The organism is Flavobacterium sp. MMLR14_040, assembly GCF_033657265.1.
Lineage (GTDB): Bacteria > Bacteroidota > Bacteroidia > Flavobacteriales > Flavobacteriaceae > Flavobacterium.
The window spans coordinates 128367-145477 of record NZ_JAWVWO010000001.1; the positions used below are offsets into that span (position 1 = coordinate 128367).

20 protein-coding genes are annotated in these 17111 nt (G+C 34.6%); 9 read left to right on the forward strand and 11 right to left on the reverse strand.

From position 1 onward, the window contains the following. Nucleotide 1: 1 nt before the first annotated feature. Nucleotides 2-583: a TetR family transcriptional regulator C-terminal domain-containing protein gene (locus tag SD960_RS00555; RefSeq protein ID WP_318800241.1), complete on the reverse strand. Its 582-nt coding sequence runs from the start codon at nt 581-583 to the stop codon at nt 2-4. A gap of 204 nt (nt 584-787) precedes the next feature. Between SD960_RS00555 and SD960_RS00560 the strand changes: the two genes are divergently transcribed. Further along, complete coding sequence (locus SD960_RS00560; protein WP_318800242.1) at nt 788-1228, forward strand: putative quinol monooxygenase; 441 nt, start codon at nt 788-790, stop codon at nt 1226-1228. A 27-nt stretch (nt 1229-1255) separates the two neighbouring features. Here the strand turns inward: SD960_RS00560 and SD960_RS00565 are convergent, their stop codons facing one another. Beyond that, nucleotides 1256-1714, reverse strand: coding sequence for a YbhB/YbcL family Raf kinase inhibitor-like protein (locus tag SD960_RS00565; RefSeq protein WP_318800243.1), 459 nt, complete (start codon nt 1712-1714; stop codon nt 1256-1258). A 26-nt stretch (nt 1715-1740) separates the two neighbouring features. Further along, the gene (locus SD960_RS00570; protein WP_318800244.1) at nt 1741-2181 is read right to left on the reverse strand and encodes a hypothetical protein; all 441 of its coding nucleotides are present in this window, start codon (nt 2179-2181) and stop codon (nt 1741-1743) included. 301 nt (nt 2182-2482) lie between these two features. On the opposite strand from SD960_RS00570, the gene SD960_RS00575 reads away from it, so the two are divergent. From SD960_RS00575 to SD960_RS00585, 3 genes are all read left to right on the forward strand, one after another. Continuing rightward, nucleotides 2483-3442, forward strand: coding sequence for a YheT family hydrolase (locus SD960_RS00575; RefSeq protein WP_318800245.1), 960 nt, complete (start codon nt 2483-2485; stop codon nt 3440-3442). Nucleotides 3443-3609: 167 nt separating this feature from the next. Beyond that, nucleotides 3610-3990 (forward strand): hypothetical protein, encoded by a 381-nt coding sequence (locus SD960_RS00580; protein WP_318800247.1) that lies wholly within the window; start codon nt 3610-3612, stop codon nt 3988-3990. Between the two features lie 140 nt (nt 3991-4130). Continuing rightward, nucleotides 4131-4442 (forward strand): hypothetical protein, encoded by a 312-nt coding sequence (locus SD960_RS00585; protein WP_318800248.1) that lies wholly within the window; start codon nt 4131-4133, stop codon nt 4440-4442. Here SD960_RS00585 and SD960_RS00590 read toward each other — a convergent pair. From SD960_RS00590 to SD960_RS00615, 6 genes are all read right to left on the reverse strand, one after another. Further along, complete coding sequence (locus SD960_RS00590; RefSeq protein WP_318800249.1) at nt 4429-7719, reverse strand: CheR family methyltransferase; 3291 nt, start codon at nt 7717-7719, stop codon at nt 4429-4431. The genes SD960_RS00585 and SD960_RS00590 overlap by 14 nt on opposite strands. Nucleotides 7720-8324: 605 nt before the next feature. After that, nucleotides 8325-8552, reverse strand: coding sequence for a hypothetical protein (locus SD960_RS00595; RefSeq protein ID WP_318800250.1), 228 nt, complete (start codon nt 8550-8552; stop codon nt 8325-8327). 68 nt (nt 8553-8620) lie between these two features. After that, entirely contained in the window at nt 8621-10678 is a 2058-nt protein-coding gene (gene ligD / locus SD960_RS00600) for a DNA ligase D (RefSeq protein WP_318800251.1), read from the reverse strand. Between the two features lie 52 nt (nt 10679-10730). After that, entirely contained in the window at nt 10731-10910 is a 180-nt protein-coding gene (locus SD960_RS00605; RefSeq protein ID WP_318800252.1) for a hypothetical protein, read from the reverse strand. Between the two features lie 67 nt (nt 10911-10977). Beyond that, nucleotides 10978-11160, reverse strand: coding sequence for a DUF3606 domain-containing protein (locus SD960_RS00610; RefSeq protein WP_318800253.1), 183 nt, complete (start codon nt 11158-11160; stop codon nt 10978-10980). Nucleotides 11161-11196: 36 nt separating this feature from the next. Continuing rightward, nucleotides 11197-11400: a hypothetical protein gene (locus tag SD960_RS00615; protein WP_318800254.1), complete on the reverse strand. Its 204-nt coding sequence runs from the start codon at nt 11398-11400 to the stop codon at nt 11197-11199. A gap of 231 nt (nt 11401-11631) precedes the next feature. Between SD960_RS00615 and SD960_RS00620 the strand changes: the two genes are divergently transcribed. The 5 genes from SD960_RS00620 to SD960_RS00640 all read left to right on the forward strand — a co-directional run bounded on the left by SD960_RS00620 (nt 11632) and on the right by SD960_RS00640 (nt 14701). Beyond that, nucleotides 11632-12327, forward strand: a complete 696-nt coding sequence (locus SD960_RS00620; RefSeq protein ID WP_318800255.1) for a DUF421 domain-containing protein — start codon at nt 11632-11634, stop codon at nt 12325-12327. Then, a complete protein-coding gene (locus SD960_RS00625; protein ID WP_318800257.1) occupies nt 12320-13021 on the forward strand; it encodes a DUF421 domain-containing protein in 702 nt (233 codons plus the stop codon). The genes SD960_RS00620 and SD960_RS00625 overlap by 8 nt, the downstream gene beginning before the upstream one ends. 37 nt (nt 13022-13058) lie before the next feature. After that, nucleotides 13059-14084, forward strand: coding sequence for an SDR family NAD(P)-dependent oxidoreductase (locus tag SD960_RS00630; RefSeq protein ID WP_318800258.1), 1026 nt, complete (start codon nt 13059-13061; stop codon nt 14082-14084). A 123-nt stretch (nt 14085-14207) separates the two neighbouring features. Further along, on the forward strand, nt 14208-14465 hold the full coding sequence (locus SD960_RS00635; RefSeq protein WP_318800259.1) for a hypothetical protein: 258 nt from the start codon (nt 14208-14210) through the stop codon (nt 14463-14465). 2 nt (nt 14466-14467) lie between these two features. Next, nucleotides 14468-14701 (forward strand): hypothetical protein, encoded by a 234-nt coding sequence (locus tag SD960_RS00640; protein ID WP_318800260.1) that lies wholly within the window; start codon nt 14468-14470, stop codon nt 14699-14701. Between the two features lie 70 nt (nt 14702-14771). Here SD960_RS00640 and SD960_RS00645 read toward each other — a convergent pair whose 3' ends face one another. Beyond that, nucleotides 14772-15986 carry a hypothetical protein gene (locus SD960_RS00645; RefSeq protein ID WP_318800261.1) on the reverse strand — a complete coding sequence of 405 codons (1215 nt, stop codon included), beginning with the start codon at nt 15984-15986 and terminating at the stop codon, nt 14772-14774. Between the two features lie 34 nt (nt 15987-16020). Beyond that, entirely contained in the window at nt 16021-16923 is a 903-nt protein-coding gene (locus SD960_RS00650; protein ID WP_318800262.1) for a DUF4625 domain-containing protein, read from the reverse strand. Nucleotides 16924-17111: the final 188 nt, after the last annotated feature.

A 17111-nucleotide genomic window follows, 5' to 3' on the forward strand; every position in this document is an offset into this window, starting at 1 on the left:
TTTATTTACTGATGCTTTCAATTATAGTTTGATCTATAAAATCCATTGCGTCATTGATGTATGTCGGGTCATTGTGGGTAAATGTCAAAAGAGAACTGCCTTCAATTAAGGACAAAATTATTTTAGCATATTTATCAGGATCGGTATTTTGCTTAATTTCATTATTAATAATTCCATCCTTGATAATATTGGTTAAACCAATGGTAAATTTTTGAGATAAATTTTGCGCTGCTTTAAACAGTAACGGATTAATAAATTTGGTATCAACTCCTGCACGCAGCATCGGGCATCCGCCTCTGTCTTTCACCAAATCATAATAACTGCGTTGATATTCGGTTATAGTATGAAGCTTATTTAAACTGCCTTTTTTACTGGCAACCAGCTTGAATAAGGGAGTTATTGCAAGGCTTACATTTAATTGAAATGACTTTAACGCTAAATCTTCTTTATTCAAAAAATTACAGTAAATAGCACCTTTTGTAAGACCTGTAGCCTTAGTGATATCCGTTAGGCTGGTTCCAACATATCCTTGTTTGTTAAAAATCGGAGCTACTTTATCTAAAATAATTTCAGAAGTATTCATAATGTTTGATTAGCGATTCATGACAAATATAATACAAATACCGATCGGTATGTGTGAATGTGGTGAAAAATTTTAAACTGCAGTAAGAAGTTCCGAGAAGTATGGATTAAGAAATACAAAGAAAATAAGTATATTGTAAGTCTATTGGATATCTTTCGTAAGATAATTCAATATCAACAGACTAATTAATTTGAATTTATGGATATGAAAAAGTTAGCCCGAAATCTTCAAAGCAGTTTTTCAAAAGGTCGATTTTTGTGTTTAGTATTTGCAGCCGTATTTTTTATGTCCGATACTTTATCTGCCCAAAAAAAAGAGATGATGATTCGTATTGCAGAAATTGAAATTTATCCCGAACATTTATCGCAATATAAAGCCATATTGAAAGAAGAGTCGGCTGCCTCTGTAAAATTAGAACCCGGCGTTTTGGCAATTTTTCCTATGTATCAAAAAAATGATTCTACCCAAATAAGAATAATCGAAATATATAATGATAAAGAGGCTTATCAGGCGCATTTAAAAACACCGCATTTTCAAAAATATAAAACCAGTACAACTAAAATGGTTAAAGCATTAAAACTGGTAGAAATGGATGCAATTGATCCCGAATCTATGAAAATGCTGTTTAGGAAAATTAATGAATAATAATCGTGAGTTACAGCCTCTCTAGATTTAGATTTGTTTATTAAAAAGACCTATGAGTCCGCCAGAAGCAAGAATGTGTTTATCCATGGCTTTTAGAAGTGCATTTTTGTCTGAATCTGGGGGTAGATCCAGTTTTACATCTAGGGCATATACCTTAAAATTATAGTGGTGTGTACCGTTTGGCGGACAAGGTCCTGTATATTTGTTTTCGCCTTTCCCATTTTTTCCCTGAACTCCCGGCGCAGTATTTCTCTCAATCTTTCCAACCACAGGAATATTCCACATAACCCAATGATCAAAAGTACCATTTGGCGCATCAGGATCATCAACGATTAACGCCAGCGATTCTGTGTTTTGTGGAATATCTGTAATCTTAATTTCCGGATTGGTATCAGAACCAATGCAGGTATATTTGGCCGGGATCATTTCGTTATTTAAAAAGTCAGGGCTCGTGACTATTAGCGGTTTTTTAAGGGCTGTTGCCATAAATAGGAGAATAACGTTAAGATTTTCTATTTTTTATCTGTATTTGTTTTTAATCCCCAAAGTTCAATGTGCGCTTTTTTACCATCATTGTTATTGGCTGTATTGTATCTAAAAATGACTTTTCTGATAATTCTTTCACCATTACCGTCCAATTGTACCACTCGGCTTTCACCTGGTGATTTAATGCTTTCACCAATAGAAACGTTTTGCATATCGCCTTTATCAAAATTAATTTCAAATGATTTAAAGTTTACCGGCGCATCGGTTACCTTAATTTTAATTGCGCTAAAGCGACTCGCGCCAATAACCACAATTTCATCTTTTTCGTGTGTAAAGTCTACTCTTGTTTCACCAATTTTTTGCCATCCGCTTTTATCGCTTAATACCACTGCTGGTTTTTGGGCAAATGCCGTGTTGAAGTTTGCTGCCAGGAGCAAAACAAATAATATCGTTTTTAAATTTTTCATAGTATTTGAATTTAATAGTTTAACTGTTTTTAAATATCTAATTTTTAGTTATTTATGAAACAAAAGAGATTCTTTTGCTTAATTCTGAAAGTTAAAATTAGAATAGCCGAATATTTAAAACTTATATAATTTTTGCTAATTTTTATAATATTATAAGGAGTTGAAAGCACTAATTGATTATTTGGTATAATTTCATGTAGTTTATTTTATAATTTATTAAAGTGAAATAAAAAATGAAAGTTTTAAATTACATATTGATTGATTTCTTAGCTTTGTACAAAGCACCAAAAACTTTTTTACCATGCCTGTAATTGAACAATCAGAATATAATTTTCCTCCGATTATTCATCGGAACAGGCATATATCTACTATTTACGCTGCTTTATTTAAAAAGTTCGACGTTCCCGGATACACAAGAGAAAAACATGAATTGAATGACGGAGATTTTATTAATATCGATTTTATTATAAAAGATCCTAAAAATGCAGTGATTTTATGCCATGGTTTAGAAGGGGATTCCCGAAGAACTTATAACAATAGCTGTGCGACTTATTTTCAGGAGAAAGATTTTTCAGTTTTTGCGTGGAATAACAGAACCTGTGGCGGCGAAATGAACCGATTGCCGAGACTTTATCATCATGGTGCAGTTGATGATCTTGATGAAGTAGTTCAGTTTGTCCTGAAAAAAGGTTTTGAAAATGTTTATTTAATTGGATATTCAATGGGCGGTGTTCAGCTTTTAAACTATTTTGGCTGGACAAAAATGGATGAACGCATAAAAGCAGGAGTTTCTATTTCTGTACCAACCCATATTGCAACAAGCGCTGAAGTACTCAAACAAGGTTTTAACAGGGTTTATTTAAAGAATTTTACAATTGATATTAAAAGAAAACTTAAACACAAAGCAGCGCAGTTTCCTGATTTTATAAACCGTGATCAAATTGACAGCATTACATCTTTTGATGAAGTTGATCATTATTTTACAGCGCCACTGCACGGTTTTGCCAGCCGTGATGACTATTATCAGCGTGTTTCTCCTGAGTTTTCCCTTAAAAATATTACCATTCCGGTTTTGATTATTAATTCTCTCGATGATCCTTTTTTAGGCGAAAGATGTTACCCAACAGCGATCGCAAAGGACAGTCCATATGTCTATCTTGAAACACCCAAATATGGCGGACATTGCGCTTTCCCGCTGCGCAATTCAACGTATTCCTATGCAGAAAAAAGAGCTTATGAGTTCTTCAAATCCTTCCAATAATCGGGTAAGCATTTAATAAGTTTCAGGTTAATCATAATTATACGAATTGAGTACATCTTTTTACTAATGACTTAAGTGAGAGGATATAAAATACAATTCAAATTATATAAAATGTTTAGTTCCTCATATTTTTAAATTTGAAAATATAACGAACAAACAATAATATTATGAAAACGCTATCTAAATTAAAGATTATTTTGGCTGTACTGACAATAGGACTTTTGCTTTCCTGTAAAGATAATAAAGATGGGTACAGTGATGAAATTGACACAAGACAAACTCCCGATACTACTGCTGTAGACACCACTGGAAATAAAGGTTCAAACACAACCGGTACAAATACAACCGGCGCAACAGGAACTGAATCTGAAGGCGTTACCGGAGCGGGAAGTATTTCTGATCCCGGAACTGCTACCAAGAGAGAATCTACCCAAGGTACAGGAAGTGGTCCCGGAGAAAGTGCAAAAGATGGTGCAACATATGATATTTCATCTCAAACTAAAGATACCACAAACACTAAACAGCCTGTAAAAGGAACCAAAAAATAACTTTAAGACTTTATTAAAAAGAAAATTTTTACACTTGGATACAAAATTGAGATTAAATACACAATTTGTTTAATGTTTTTTGATAATTATTGAACAAATCGTATATTTAATTTCAATTAATAACCCCAAATAGTATTCGAATGGAAAAGTATATAATCTTAGTCGAATGCGCAGAGCAGTGTATTGATCTACTTTGTGAATTTTCGCAGACAGATAATTTTTACACAGCTACAATTGCTAATCCATTTGACTCTATTTTTGTTATCACTGAAGATAATGAACGCCAAAGTTATATTCAGGCAGCCAAATATATTCTGGACCAAGGCAGGGTTATTTCGGTTGTACCGCTAATGGAAAAAAATTCACTGAATTTTTTTCGTATTTACATTAGGATTGAAGAAATAAACAGACATTTATCCAGATTAAAAAACATTCATATTAAGTACCGCTAAAATGCCGCGTAGGCATATAAATATTTATTCTCGTGCCGGCATTTACAGTGCTGGTTGCTTTTATGAATCCGTGATGATCATCGATTATTTTTTTTACCAAAGTTAGTCCCAGTCCGCTTCCGCTATATTGATTGTTATTATGCAGCCTGTAAAAAGGATCAAAAATTCTGGTTTCGTATTGTTTGTCAAAACCAATTCCATTATCACTAATGCAAATTTTTATGAAACCCATTTCCGGATTTCCGCCCAGTTCCTTAATTTCCTCAACAGAAGGCGAGTTGGTTTCAATTTTTATTTCAGGAATAGTATCTTCTTTGGTATATTTGATTGAATTGTCTATTATATTATTAAATAGCTGTTTCATTTGATGCGGAATCGCTTCTACATGAGGTAAAGGAGCAGTTTGTATGACGACCTTTTTCTCTTTAATATTATTTTTAAGATCCGTCAGGTTTTTTTTCACGATCAAATTCAAGTCTGTTTTTTTGTATTTTTTTTCTAAAAAGCTGATTTTCGAATAATGAATTAAATCTCCTATTAGCTGTCTCACATTATTTACTGTAAATAGTATTCTTTCAAGATTGTGCCTGCCGGCTTCACTCAAATTTTTTTCACTTTCAAAAAGCCTTGTGCTAAACATATGAATTTTGTCTAAAGGATCCTGCATATTATTACTTGCCGCCGCTGCAAAAGTTTCTAACAGCTTATTATGTTTTTGCAGTTCCAGATTTTTCGATGCTAATAAATCATTAGTTGCAACTACTTCGGTAATATCTTCCATTGCCAAAAGTATAAGGCCGGAAGGCTTACTATCCAAAATTTGACACGCATTAACATAAATAATTTTTTTTCCAATATGCTGGCAAATTGTTTCTATTCTAAGATTTTTAATGTTTACTTGCTCGTTTTGCATTTTAAGAATTTGTTCTTTCAGCTCAGCAATATCCCATTGGCAATTTCCAATTTCAAAAAAGTCAAAGCCTTCGGTCTTATTCTCATCGGTTTTAAAATAATTATAAAATGCCGGATTTGCACTTTTAATGATAAAGTTTTTATCCATTATAAGCAATGGCTCACTAATGGTTTTAATAATCGATTCGGCGTAATTTCCCATATTGATCAGCTGTTGCTGACGGTCTAGCAATTCATCATTGAAAACAACTAATTCCTCATTTTTAGACTGCAGTTCTCTGGTTATGGCTTCAAGTTCTTCATTCATTGCCTGAAGTTCTTCACTGCTGCTTAATAATTCTTCATTAGTAGTCTGAAGTTCTTCCAGGGCTGTCTGCTGATCTTCTGTTACTAATTTCATATCTGCCCGAACTTGTAATAACTCAGTTTCGAGATCGTTAATTCGATTAGCAGAAAAATCTTTTTCTTTGAATTTAATTTCATCCTGAACAATTGCACTTCGATTAAAGATAATTAGCAAATAATCAGTTTGATTATTTACGGGCTGTATTTCAAACGAAACCAAATACGGGTACGGCGTGTCACTTACTTTAATATTTTGCTTTTGAATTCCTGTATTATCATTTTTAGCCTTTATAATTGCATTATGCAATTCAAAACTAATGCTGTCACGGGCCATTTTTAAAATATTAAAATTTGGTTTTCCCGGAGATGGCAATAGGAAAGGACTGGTATCACCATGAAAATGAATTACTTCCAAATGTTTATTTATGATTACGCTAGACGGCGTATATCGCGAAAATAAAAGATTCGAGCCCATTTTGATAAATTCTTCCTGTGGGTTCAGTTTATTTTTGGATATTGTTTTTACTTCCTCTTTTTCAATGTTGTCTTTAGTCTTAAACGATTTATTATATCTGCCCGGAATATCTTTTACGGCGTAAATTTTTTCCTCTTTGCCTGTAATCTCAAATAAATTGTGTCCATTAAGAGCAGTTTCTGATTTTCCCAGAAATAAAAAACCTTTTTCTTTCAATGCATAATGAAACGAATTCAGAATTTTATTTTGCAGTAATGCATCAAAATAAACCAAAACATTACGGCAGCATACCAAATCTATTTTAGCAAAAGGAGGATCTTTGATAAGGTTATGGGTGGCAAAAACGCACATATCCCTGATGACTTTATTGACATGATATTGGCCATCTCTTTTTATAAAGTAATTTTGCAGCCTTGTTTCAGAAATTTGCTCCACTTCCTGAGCAGAATAAGTGGCTGTTCTGGCTTTTGTAATGCTTTTTTCTGAAATATCAGAGGCAAAAATCTGCACTTTTATTTCATTTAATCTCTTTTGAGCCAGATATTCATGAAGGCAGATGGCTAATGAATAGGCTTCCTGACCCGTTGCACATCCCGCCGCCCAGATGCGTATTGTATTATTTTCGGTATTTTGAATTATTTTTGAAAAAATAAGGTCTGGCAATGAATCAAAAATAGCTGCATCCCTAAAAAAGTACGTAACAGGAATCAATAGATCGTTAAAAAGGAAGTCTTGTTCTGTTTTATCGTTTCTTAAATAATTGTAATAATCCTCAATAGAATTCTTTTTGCAAATTACCATTCTATGGGCAATACGTCTTCTGATTGTTGGCTGTCTGTAGTGGCGAAAATCATTACCGGTTCTTAAAAAAATGAGATCCAAAATCTTAAATAATAATTCTTCATCGTTTTTTACTGTAAGATCCTTATCATTATAAGCGTCATTAGTCGCATAGCTTTTAGCAATTTGCATTACTTTCCCGATAATGTCTTCCGGAGTTGCAATATAATCGGCCAGACCGGCATCGATGGCATTTTGAGGAATTCCCTTAAAAATAGTCGTTTCGGGATCTTGTACTACAGTAGCGCCACCTAATTCCTTAATTCTTTTAAAGCCAGAAGTTCCATCAAAAGCAAATCCGGAAAGAAGTATTCCAATAACAAAACTCTTATGAACTTCTGCCAATGATTCAAAAAATATGTCAATCGTTTTATTGATCTTATCACTGCGGTTTCTTAAATATAGTTTTAAAGCGCCATCCTGCACGATCAGATTATTATTCTCCGGCATAACATAAATTTGATTGGGGGCCAGATTAATTTCGCTGACAATTTCATGAACCGGAAGGTCTGTATATTGCGAAAGCACTTCGGCAAGGTTATGATAATCATCGGATATTTGCTGAACAATATAAGCCATCGAAGAATCTTCAGGTATAGAAGAAACTATTTTTACAATAGCATCAAAACTGCCTGCTGCGGCGCCGATGCCTACTATTGGAAAACTTGATATTGTTTTTTTTAGTGTAGTTTTAGTTGCATTCATTAGAATGGGTTTTAATGAAATGGGAGAAAATTAATACTCACCAATTGATAATGGTAAGTCTGGAAAAATGAATAAAAAAATGGAACACTCTCGAAAATGCAGATGATTAGTGCTACATCAGAGTTTTAGTCCATAAATCACTTAGGTACAAACAAGAGATTGGCATTTTCCGGCAATAATAATAAAGAGAAAATAGCTTTAGGATGCGATAAATATGATTAGATATTTATAAGATAAAAGTATTTTTTCAGAAGATTGAACCTAAGCACTATTTTTGAATTTTAAAGTATTAGTGAGTTTAATGGTGAAATTTTTCGGTTCTTTTTTACAATCTTCATCGTCAGGATGCTGGCAATTAATACTTACAAAAGATAAGAAGAAGAGAGATATAAATGTTGTTAGTTTAAGTAAATACATAAGTAAAGGCTTATAAAATGAGTCGATTAAAACAAAAATAAATGCCTTATTAACCATGTTTTTATATATTAAACGCAAAAAATTACATAATTCCCATATTTTTAGATTTTATATAAGAATATACTGCAATTTTTACTTTTAGTTGTAAAATAGAAATTCTTACATATTTTAGCAGAATAGTGTTGCTTTTATTTGATTTTTGATTGTATAAACGCATCTACAACATGCTGAACAGAACGTGCAACATCGCCTGCAATTAGATTTGTTTCCAGCAAATAAGTGTCAACAAAATCATCAACTGTTTTTTCAATGTCATCTAATTTTTTAATTTCATTATTTTCCTTGTCAAGGATAGAATAAGTGCTTTCGAGGTGCGCTTTTAATCCTATTTCAAATTGCTTTAGTATCTCTTCCATTTTTGATTTTTTAAATTATACTTTACTTTTTTGAGTATCTTTTTGATTTCGAATTGAATAACATGGTGTTATTTAAAAAAGATGCTTTGGGCTTTTGTCAATGCTTTTGTCATATCGATACCTTTTTTTAAAGTGTCCTTAAAAAGATCACCTTCTCTTTTAATTCTTTCGATAGAATTTGTTATCGTAAAATCTTTCATCGTAAGCCCTTTTTTAACTTCATCCCAATGCAAAGGCATAGAGACTGTTGCTCCCGGTTTAGGACGAAGCGAGTAGGGACTGGCAATTGTTGCTCCGGGACGGTTTTGAAGAAAGTCAAGATACATTTTGCCATTCCGGTTTTTGATTTGGCGTTCCATAGAAGTAAACTCAGGCAATTGCTCATGCACAATTGTTACAATAAGTTTTGCAAACATCTGCGACTGATCATATGAATATTTGGCGCCAAGGGGAATATAAATATGAATTCCTGTCGAACCGGATGTTTTTACGAAACCCGGAATTTCAATTGCATCCAATATTTTTTTTATTTCCTGAGCAGCCTCTATAACCTGATCAAAAGTATTTTTATCAGGATCAAGATCGAGAACACAATAGTCGGGATTATCAGGATGCTGAATTCTGCTGAACCACGGATTCATTTCAATGCAACCCAGCGAAGCCATATACAAAAGCGTAGCTTCATCTCCGCCAACAAGAAATTCCTTGTCTTCGCCATCACTGGTAGTATACGGAAAAGTATTAGCCCAATCGGGAGCTTTTCCCTTTACATCTTTCTGGTAAAAACTCGGACCGTGAATACCACCCGGAAAACGATTAAGAGACAATGGACGGTCTTTGAGATAGGGAAGAATATATTCGGCCACCTGATAGTAATAATTGAACATATCACGTTTCGTATAACCCTCTTCAGGCCAGTAAACTTTACTTAAGTTTGTAAATTTCAGGTTGTGTCCTTTTATTTTTTTTACCTGAGATTCTTCACTGGGGTTAAGTAATGTTTTTCTTCCGATGTTTGTTGGCGCAGTCACCAGGTCTGACTTATTGCTTGTTTCTTCCTGAATATCTTCTATGATTTCGATTGTTGGAGCCGCCGTTTCACGTACCACATCAGCAGCTTTTTTGTCAGCGCGCATTCCTTCGAATGATGGATGACGAAAAACACCATCACTCGTTACTTCTGCAAAACTAACCTCACAAACCAGTGCGGGCTTTAGCCAGGTTGCTACAGCATTAGGGGGATTAGGTCGAAATCGGGAAGGTTTGTTGATGTCGGGCTCAGAAGCAAACGGAATTTTGTTGGTAATTAAGGGTTTAAATTGCTGCATCATTTCTTTTTGCAATTTGTCACTAAAGCCCGTGCCAACCTTGCCAACATATTGCAAAACACCATTTTCAAAAACACCAAGAAGCAATGAACTGAATTGTTTTGAGGAGCCGTCATTTTTTGTAAATCCGCCAATAACCACTTCCTGGCGCAAATTGGCTTTGATTTTTAGCCATTCTTTATTCCGACTGTCGGGAGTATAAACAGAATCGGCTCTTTTTGCCATAATGCCTTCCAAACCCATTTTTTTTGCAGCTGCGAAAAAGTCAAGTCCGTTACCATTAAAGTTTTTACTCAGGCGAATGCGATCATCATTTTGTGGAAGTATTTCTTCTAAAATGGCCTGTCTTTCAGAGAGTTTAAGTGGCATGATATTTTTGCCATTGTACCAAAGAATATCAAAAACATAATAAATAAGATTACCGTCTGCTTCGCTTCTCCAGTTTTGCAGCGCGCTAAAATTAGCCTTTCCATCTTTCCCGATCACCACAATTTCACCATCAATTACAAGATTTACCGACCATTTTTCCATAACATAAGTTATAGGATAATATTTATCTGCAAAAGATTTGTTATTGCGTGACAAAATAGAAACAGAACCGTTCTCTACATAAGAAAGAGCCCTGTAACCATCCCATTTTACTTCGTAAATCCAATCAGGATCATCAAAGGGCTCGTTTACTAATGTGGCAAGCATTGGTTTTACTCCCAAAGGAATTTTGACTGTTATACCTTTTTCTAGCAGTGCCTCAATTTTCTTTGGAATTTTTTTAGCTGTTTCTTTTCTGTTTCTCATCATCTTTTCATTTATCAAAGTCAGCCGATCAGTTCTTAATATCGAAAAGATCGTTCTAACTTTTATTTTTTTGATCCCTGAAAAATTCACGGGCGCGTTTAAGTCCTGTCGCAATAGCAATGCCTTCTTCTACGCCCTCTTTAAGAAGGGCATTGGCGATTTCAACGGCTTTATCCCGAAGCTTTACAGGCTGATTTTTATAAGAGGGTGGATAATCTCCATTATACCATGGCATAACTTTAGTATTTATTAAATTGATTTTTTTATAATTAGATATAAATCAATAATTTACTTTAACAGTCTTATAAGGTATCCAGCGCCTTTTCAATTTCTGCTGCAGCATTGGTTCCTGTTCTTTCAATTGCCTTTTGGAGTTCTTCTTTGGTTACTCCAAATTTCTCTGTCCAATAAGATACTTCATGCGGTTCATTCATATTGATTCTTGATCTGTCCTGAACTCCTTTTTTGTTTAAATCGTCACTCATGATAATTAAATTTAATAGTTATTTAAAGTATAAAGTCTAACTGTTGGTTGCTGCGCTTCCGCTGCTTCCTGCACCGCCGGAATTGTCATTTCCACGATTATCTTCGTCATAGCGCTCGGGATTCGTACTTGTATCATCACGTTCTTCATCCCAGTCACCGCTATTTGGGTTTTCATCTTTATCTGGCTGTGCATGAAAAGGGCATCTTTGGTAGTCGTTGTATTGATTTGAATTTTCCATTGTTTTATTATTAAAAGGTTATAGCTTAAAATTAAAACAACGAACAATGTTTTTTTTATAAGAAAATCTCAATTTGTTATCGAATTTTCATCTGTAATTCTTTTTAACTAATTGAAAATGTATGAATAAGAGATTCTTAACGATACAAATTATATAAGCAATCCAAAAAATAATGTAAAAAAAATCTTGAAAAAGACTACAATTTTAAGGGTAGTTATAAGTCAGATAAATATGGAAAAAGAAGATGTTGAAATTACAGACTGGTACCGCATTTTATTTGGAGAGGCACCACCGGAGATACTTATAGAAGTTTCCATTCGAGCTATTATTTTGTATATATCACTGGTTTTTGTAGTGCGGTTATTGGGTAAAAGAACCAATTCGATACTCACTATTACCGAACGGGCAGTTTTTATAACACTTGGTGCTATTGTCGCTATGCCCATGCATGGTCCCGCGCACGGAATTATCATTGGTATGGTAGTATTACTAACCGTTATGATCTTACAGCGAAGTTTAACTCGAAGTTTTTTTATAAGCAAAAAATGGGAAAAATTGATGCAGGGAAGCGTAGCAACGCTAATTAAAGATACGGTTATTGATGTAAAACAAATAGAAAAACATTCTATTTCACGGCAGCAGTTATTTGAGCTTTTGCGCGAAAAAGAAATACGGCATTTAGGGCAGGTTAAAAGAGCTTATATCGAAGCCAGCGGTACCGTTAGTATTTACAAATATAAAGAACCAAAACCGGGATTATCGATACTTCCTCAAAAGGATATTGATATTATTATTCTCAAAGATGAAAAACACAGCGTCTGCTCCTGGTGCGGAACAATTGTCGATAAAAACCATTCAGCAGAATGTCCCAATTGCAGACATCAACATTGGGTTGAACCTTCAAAAGAATTTTTAAAAGATGGATAAAGATGATATCAAATTAAGTGATTGGGGACGCATTTTTTTAGGAGATGTGCCACCCGAATTTATTATTGAAGTCATTTTGAGAATGTGCTTTATATATATAATATTGGTTATATCGCTGAGATTATTAGGCAGAAGAATGGAATCTATGCTTAGTCGGGGCGAAATGGTGACTTTAGTAACTCTGGGTGCATCAGTTGGTGTTGCCATTCATACTCCCGAAAGAGGACTTTTGCCATCTGTAGTTGTTATAATCATCATTATCTCGCTGCAGGCATTACAGTCTTACATAACTTCGAAAAATGCTAATGCAGAAAGAATTTTGCTGGATGAGATTTCAACTTTGGTAGAAAATGGACGTATGGTGGTAAGTGAAATGAAAAAAAGCCGAATTACCCGAGAGCGTCTTTTTGCTGCTTTAAGGCTCAAAGGCATTATTAATCTGGGTACAATTCAGCGAGTTTATTTTGAATCTAAAGGTGTTTTTTCGATAGTAACATACATTGATGAAAAAGAAAGACCGGGATTATGTTTGCTGCCGGAAAGTGATACTGATTTTAGAGCAGAGATAAATTACAATCAGGATTTTATTGCCTGCAGAAATTGTGGAAATACAGTTTCTATCCATACTATAGAACAAAAATGTACATTTTGTCAGGGAAACGACTGGGAAACGGCTGTTAAGGATAATTCCTAAGCGATCCTAATTATGCAATTAAAACTTAAAAGATACAATGATAACATTCAAACAAATAAAACTGTTATTGACACTTTTTTGCCTTTTGTTTTTAATAACGGGCTGTACAACATGGAAATTGGGTAAGGCGGGACAGCAAAAAATTTCGGGCAAAACTTATGTAATAGTAGGAGCGTCCAGCGGTTTTGGACGTGGAGTGGCGCAAGAAGTAGGAAAATACAAAGCAAATGTAGTTTTGGCCGCCCGCAGAACAGACCTTCTGGAAGAAATTGCAGATACTATTCGTGCAAACGGAGGAAACGCTGTAATAGTAACTATGGATATTAGTAAACCTGAAGATTTGGAGCGGCTAGCGGATATTGCTGTAAAAGAATATTCTAAAATTGATGTCTGGATCAATATGGCAGGAGTAGCCGCTTTGGGGCGTTTTTGGGATATTCCTGTTGAAGATCAGGCGCGGGTAATTGATGTGAACCTGAAAGGATTTTTATATGGAAGCAGAGTGGCTGTGCAACAATTTATAAAACAGCGAAAAGGTATCCTGATTAATATGGGATCAGTAGAAAGCGAAATACCGCTCGCATACCAGATTAGTTATTCGGCATCAAAAGCGGGAGTAAGAAGTTTGGGTCTTGCATTAAGTCAGGAATTACGCCTCAATGATTACAAGGATATTAAAGTTGTTACAATAGAACCCTGGGCAGTTGATACGCCATTATGGAGGCATGCTGCAAATTATAGCGGTGTAGAACCTAAAATGTTATTGATGGATGAGCCTGATAAAGTGGTCAATGCGGTATTGCGTAAATCAATACGCCCCGCGAAAATAGTTCCGGTAGGATGGAAAGCAAAAGGATCTTCTTTTTTTGCCAACGTTTTTCCTCGTTTTACAGAATGGTTCGCGGGAAATCTATCACATAAATATCAAATAGAAATGGGACCTGAAGCTCCCGATACTCAGGGATCAATTTACAAACCAATGTACGAAGGACGTGGTGTTGATGATGGAGCCGATGAAAGAATGAAGCAGAATAGAAAAGAAGGCAAGGATAAGAAGAAATGAAATTACTTTATTGATTACGTGAAGTTTATGTTGGTAAATATTGTAAGTTTTGAAAAAAATTCTGTAAAATAACTTTAATAGAGAGGCTTAATTTTCCGAATATTAATTTTAAATAAACATATTATGATATTAGAAAATCAAAACACAGAAGGTGCTACGGCAAAAGCTATTGAAGAGCAAACATCAAAATTGCCGTCAGATTTATTTTTGTATGCCTCACTGGCTGCAATGGGAACATCTCTTACCCTAAAATGTCTGGGTAAAAGCCACAATGCTTTATTTGTAGGGCAGTGGGCTGCTCCATTTTTACTGTTGGGTATTTATAATAAACTTGTAAAACTGGAAGGTCATGATGCTCAGGATAAAAACGAAAATGTATAGTTATGGAAAAGCAACAAAATGATAGTACGGATAACGAGGAATTTAGAGATACCGATCAGGGATTTAATGCCAGAAATCAATATAGCGGATCCGGAGATTTTAGTCCTGACGAACAAGACAAACCTCTTGAAAATAGTGATGAGAAATTAGAATCACCAAAAAATGCAAGTGAGGAGCCTGATTCTCCTACAGATCTACAAGTGGATGAGTCAGGAAATTTAAAATCAAATAATTGAAAAGAAGCTTTGACTTCAAAAAAAATAAGCTGCCATTGGCAGCTTATTTTTCTATTATCAGCATTAAAACTTAGTGACTTTCACTGTTCTCAAACCCAAGAATCGTAATCATATAAGGCGTTTTTGAAACCTTGATTTTCTTGACAATTTCCATAGAAGTCAAATTCAATTGCAATAATTCTCCTGTATTTGGAGATGTGATGTAAGCAAATTTCTCTGTTAACTGAATTTGTGGTTTTAAAGTAGCGTCAGCTGCAGTTTCGGCGATAATCTTTCCTTCTTTTTCAACTGCCAGAGTATTCAGGTCATATAATTTGAACTCACCAGAGTGCAATAAAATTCCCAGTTTGCTATCATTGTAGCTTACTTTACATTGCATAATAGTCGTGTTTTGCAAAATTGGTTTAATTGTGCTGTTTACAACATCAATTAAATAAGCCCCTTTTGCGGCAGTATAACCTACAAATTTTCCTTTAGTTGAAGTTTCTAAAATGCTTCCAAACCAGGCAGTTCCAAAATCTTCAGGAAGAGCAATTAACTTTTGTTTTCCTGTACTTTCCACAACAAGAACTCCGCTTGCAGAACCAAAAACAGCATACGTTCCGTCAGAAGCATTTCCGTGAATTCCTTTGGTAACAATTGTGGCATCAAAAAGTGTTTTACCGCTATTGTCTATAATTTTTACTCTTTCAGGAAGCGTTCCTGTAATCGAATTATCTTTTTCGGTAATTGCATAAGTTCCGTTAGTAAAAGTCGCCATAGCACCGTGATGTGCCAAAAGTCCTGCATTTATCACTTTAAATGTCGCACCAGGAGTATTAATTTCAGATTCTTTTGCCACAGACAAGGTACCGTCTCCGTCATTAAAAGTCAATAATTCGCCAATTTTACTTTTAAAATGTGTTGGCAAAAGCGATTGTCCGGTCAAAGTACCAAATTGCGGAATACCATCTACATCAACATGATCGCCATGACTTTCAAAACCGCTGTCAAAAGTTTGAACTGTGTTGTCGGCTCTGTGAACAATTCCCGCGTATCTTCCGGATTCTGTGGTATAAAGAGAAGATTTTGCAAATTTTGCATTAAAAAAAGCCGTCGTTGCATCAACCGGATTTACCAATGTGATTTCATTTGTTTTTTCGTCAGAAAGTAAAATTCTAAGGTATTTAAATTCTGAAAGCGTTTCGTCCGGAGTTTCAACATTGTTGTCGTCATCATTACTACAGGAGATTACGAAAGTCGATAAAGCAAATAAGAAAATCAGTTTGAAATAATTGTTTTTCATTGTAAAATGTATTTAAATTAATATTTGGGTTTAATTAGAAACTAATGGTAATGGGCATCGATTTATAGACGCTCAAATTGTGTGTGGTATTTTTATAAAGAATTACCCAGTTGTACTGACCGGATTGCCAAGATTTATCTAAAGTTGTTGCTTCGCCAATAGCATCTTTATCAGCGCCAATCGTGATGCTTTCTCCGCCCCATATGTCATTTATTTTTTGAAGCGTAGCAATTTTTGAAGCAGCAGGAAGGTCTGTATGTTGTACTTTTGAAATTACAATCACCTTTTTATAATCAAGATTATCAATACTTTCAGGATGATAATTCAGGCTTTTTTTGATTAAAACAGAATATAAAATTCCGTCGCCCACAATCTGGCTCACCTGCGCATGGGCTGTAAGCAAATCATTTTTTTTGAAGATTAATTTCGGCTCCACCCAGGTTTCCATATAATAAATCAAATCATCGTTTCTGGAAATCATATCGCGACCAATTAAAGGATCGGCAGGCATATTGGCGGGATCTGTAATTGTGATTTCTTCCTTAATTTCGAGTTGGGTTCCATTTTCATCCAAGACAATAAAATAGAAATCAAATTTACCTTCCGGAGCATCGGCAGGAATTGTAAAATGTTTGTGTACATTGGTGTTTTTTGTTCCAATGTATTGAGACCATTTAAATTCCAGTTTCCAGTCTTTTGTGTAGGTTTCACCACTTTTCGGAAGGATTTTTAGCTGTACATCTGCAATTTTATTGCCGGCAACAACATCGGCATTAAAATGAAAATCACGGCCAATCAAAGCATGTTTGTTATTGGCAGTTCCAATTTCAATATTTTCGGCTGTTGGTTTTGCAGCTTCCTGGTTATCATCGTTATCACAGGAACTGAACGCTGTAGCGGTAAGGAGAAACAGAACAAATAATTTTACTTTTTTCATAAGATTTAGGATTTAACCCACTTGGTGTATTGTTTTTTAACACATAGAAACATAGAATTATTGAACTCAAAAAAAGGCGTTTCACTTGCATTAACAAACATAGCTATGTGTGAGAAACGAGTTTCTTTTGGTTTACTTTTTTCAAAATCATATCTATGTTTCTATGTGGTTAATTTTAGACATTAATG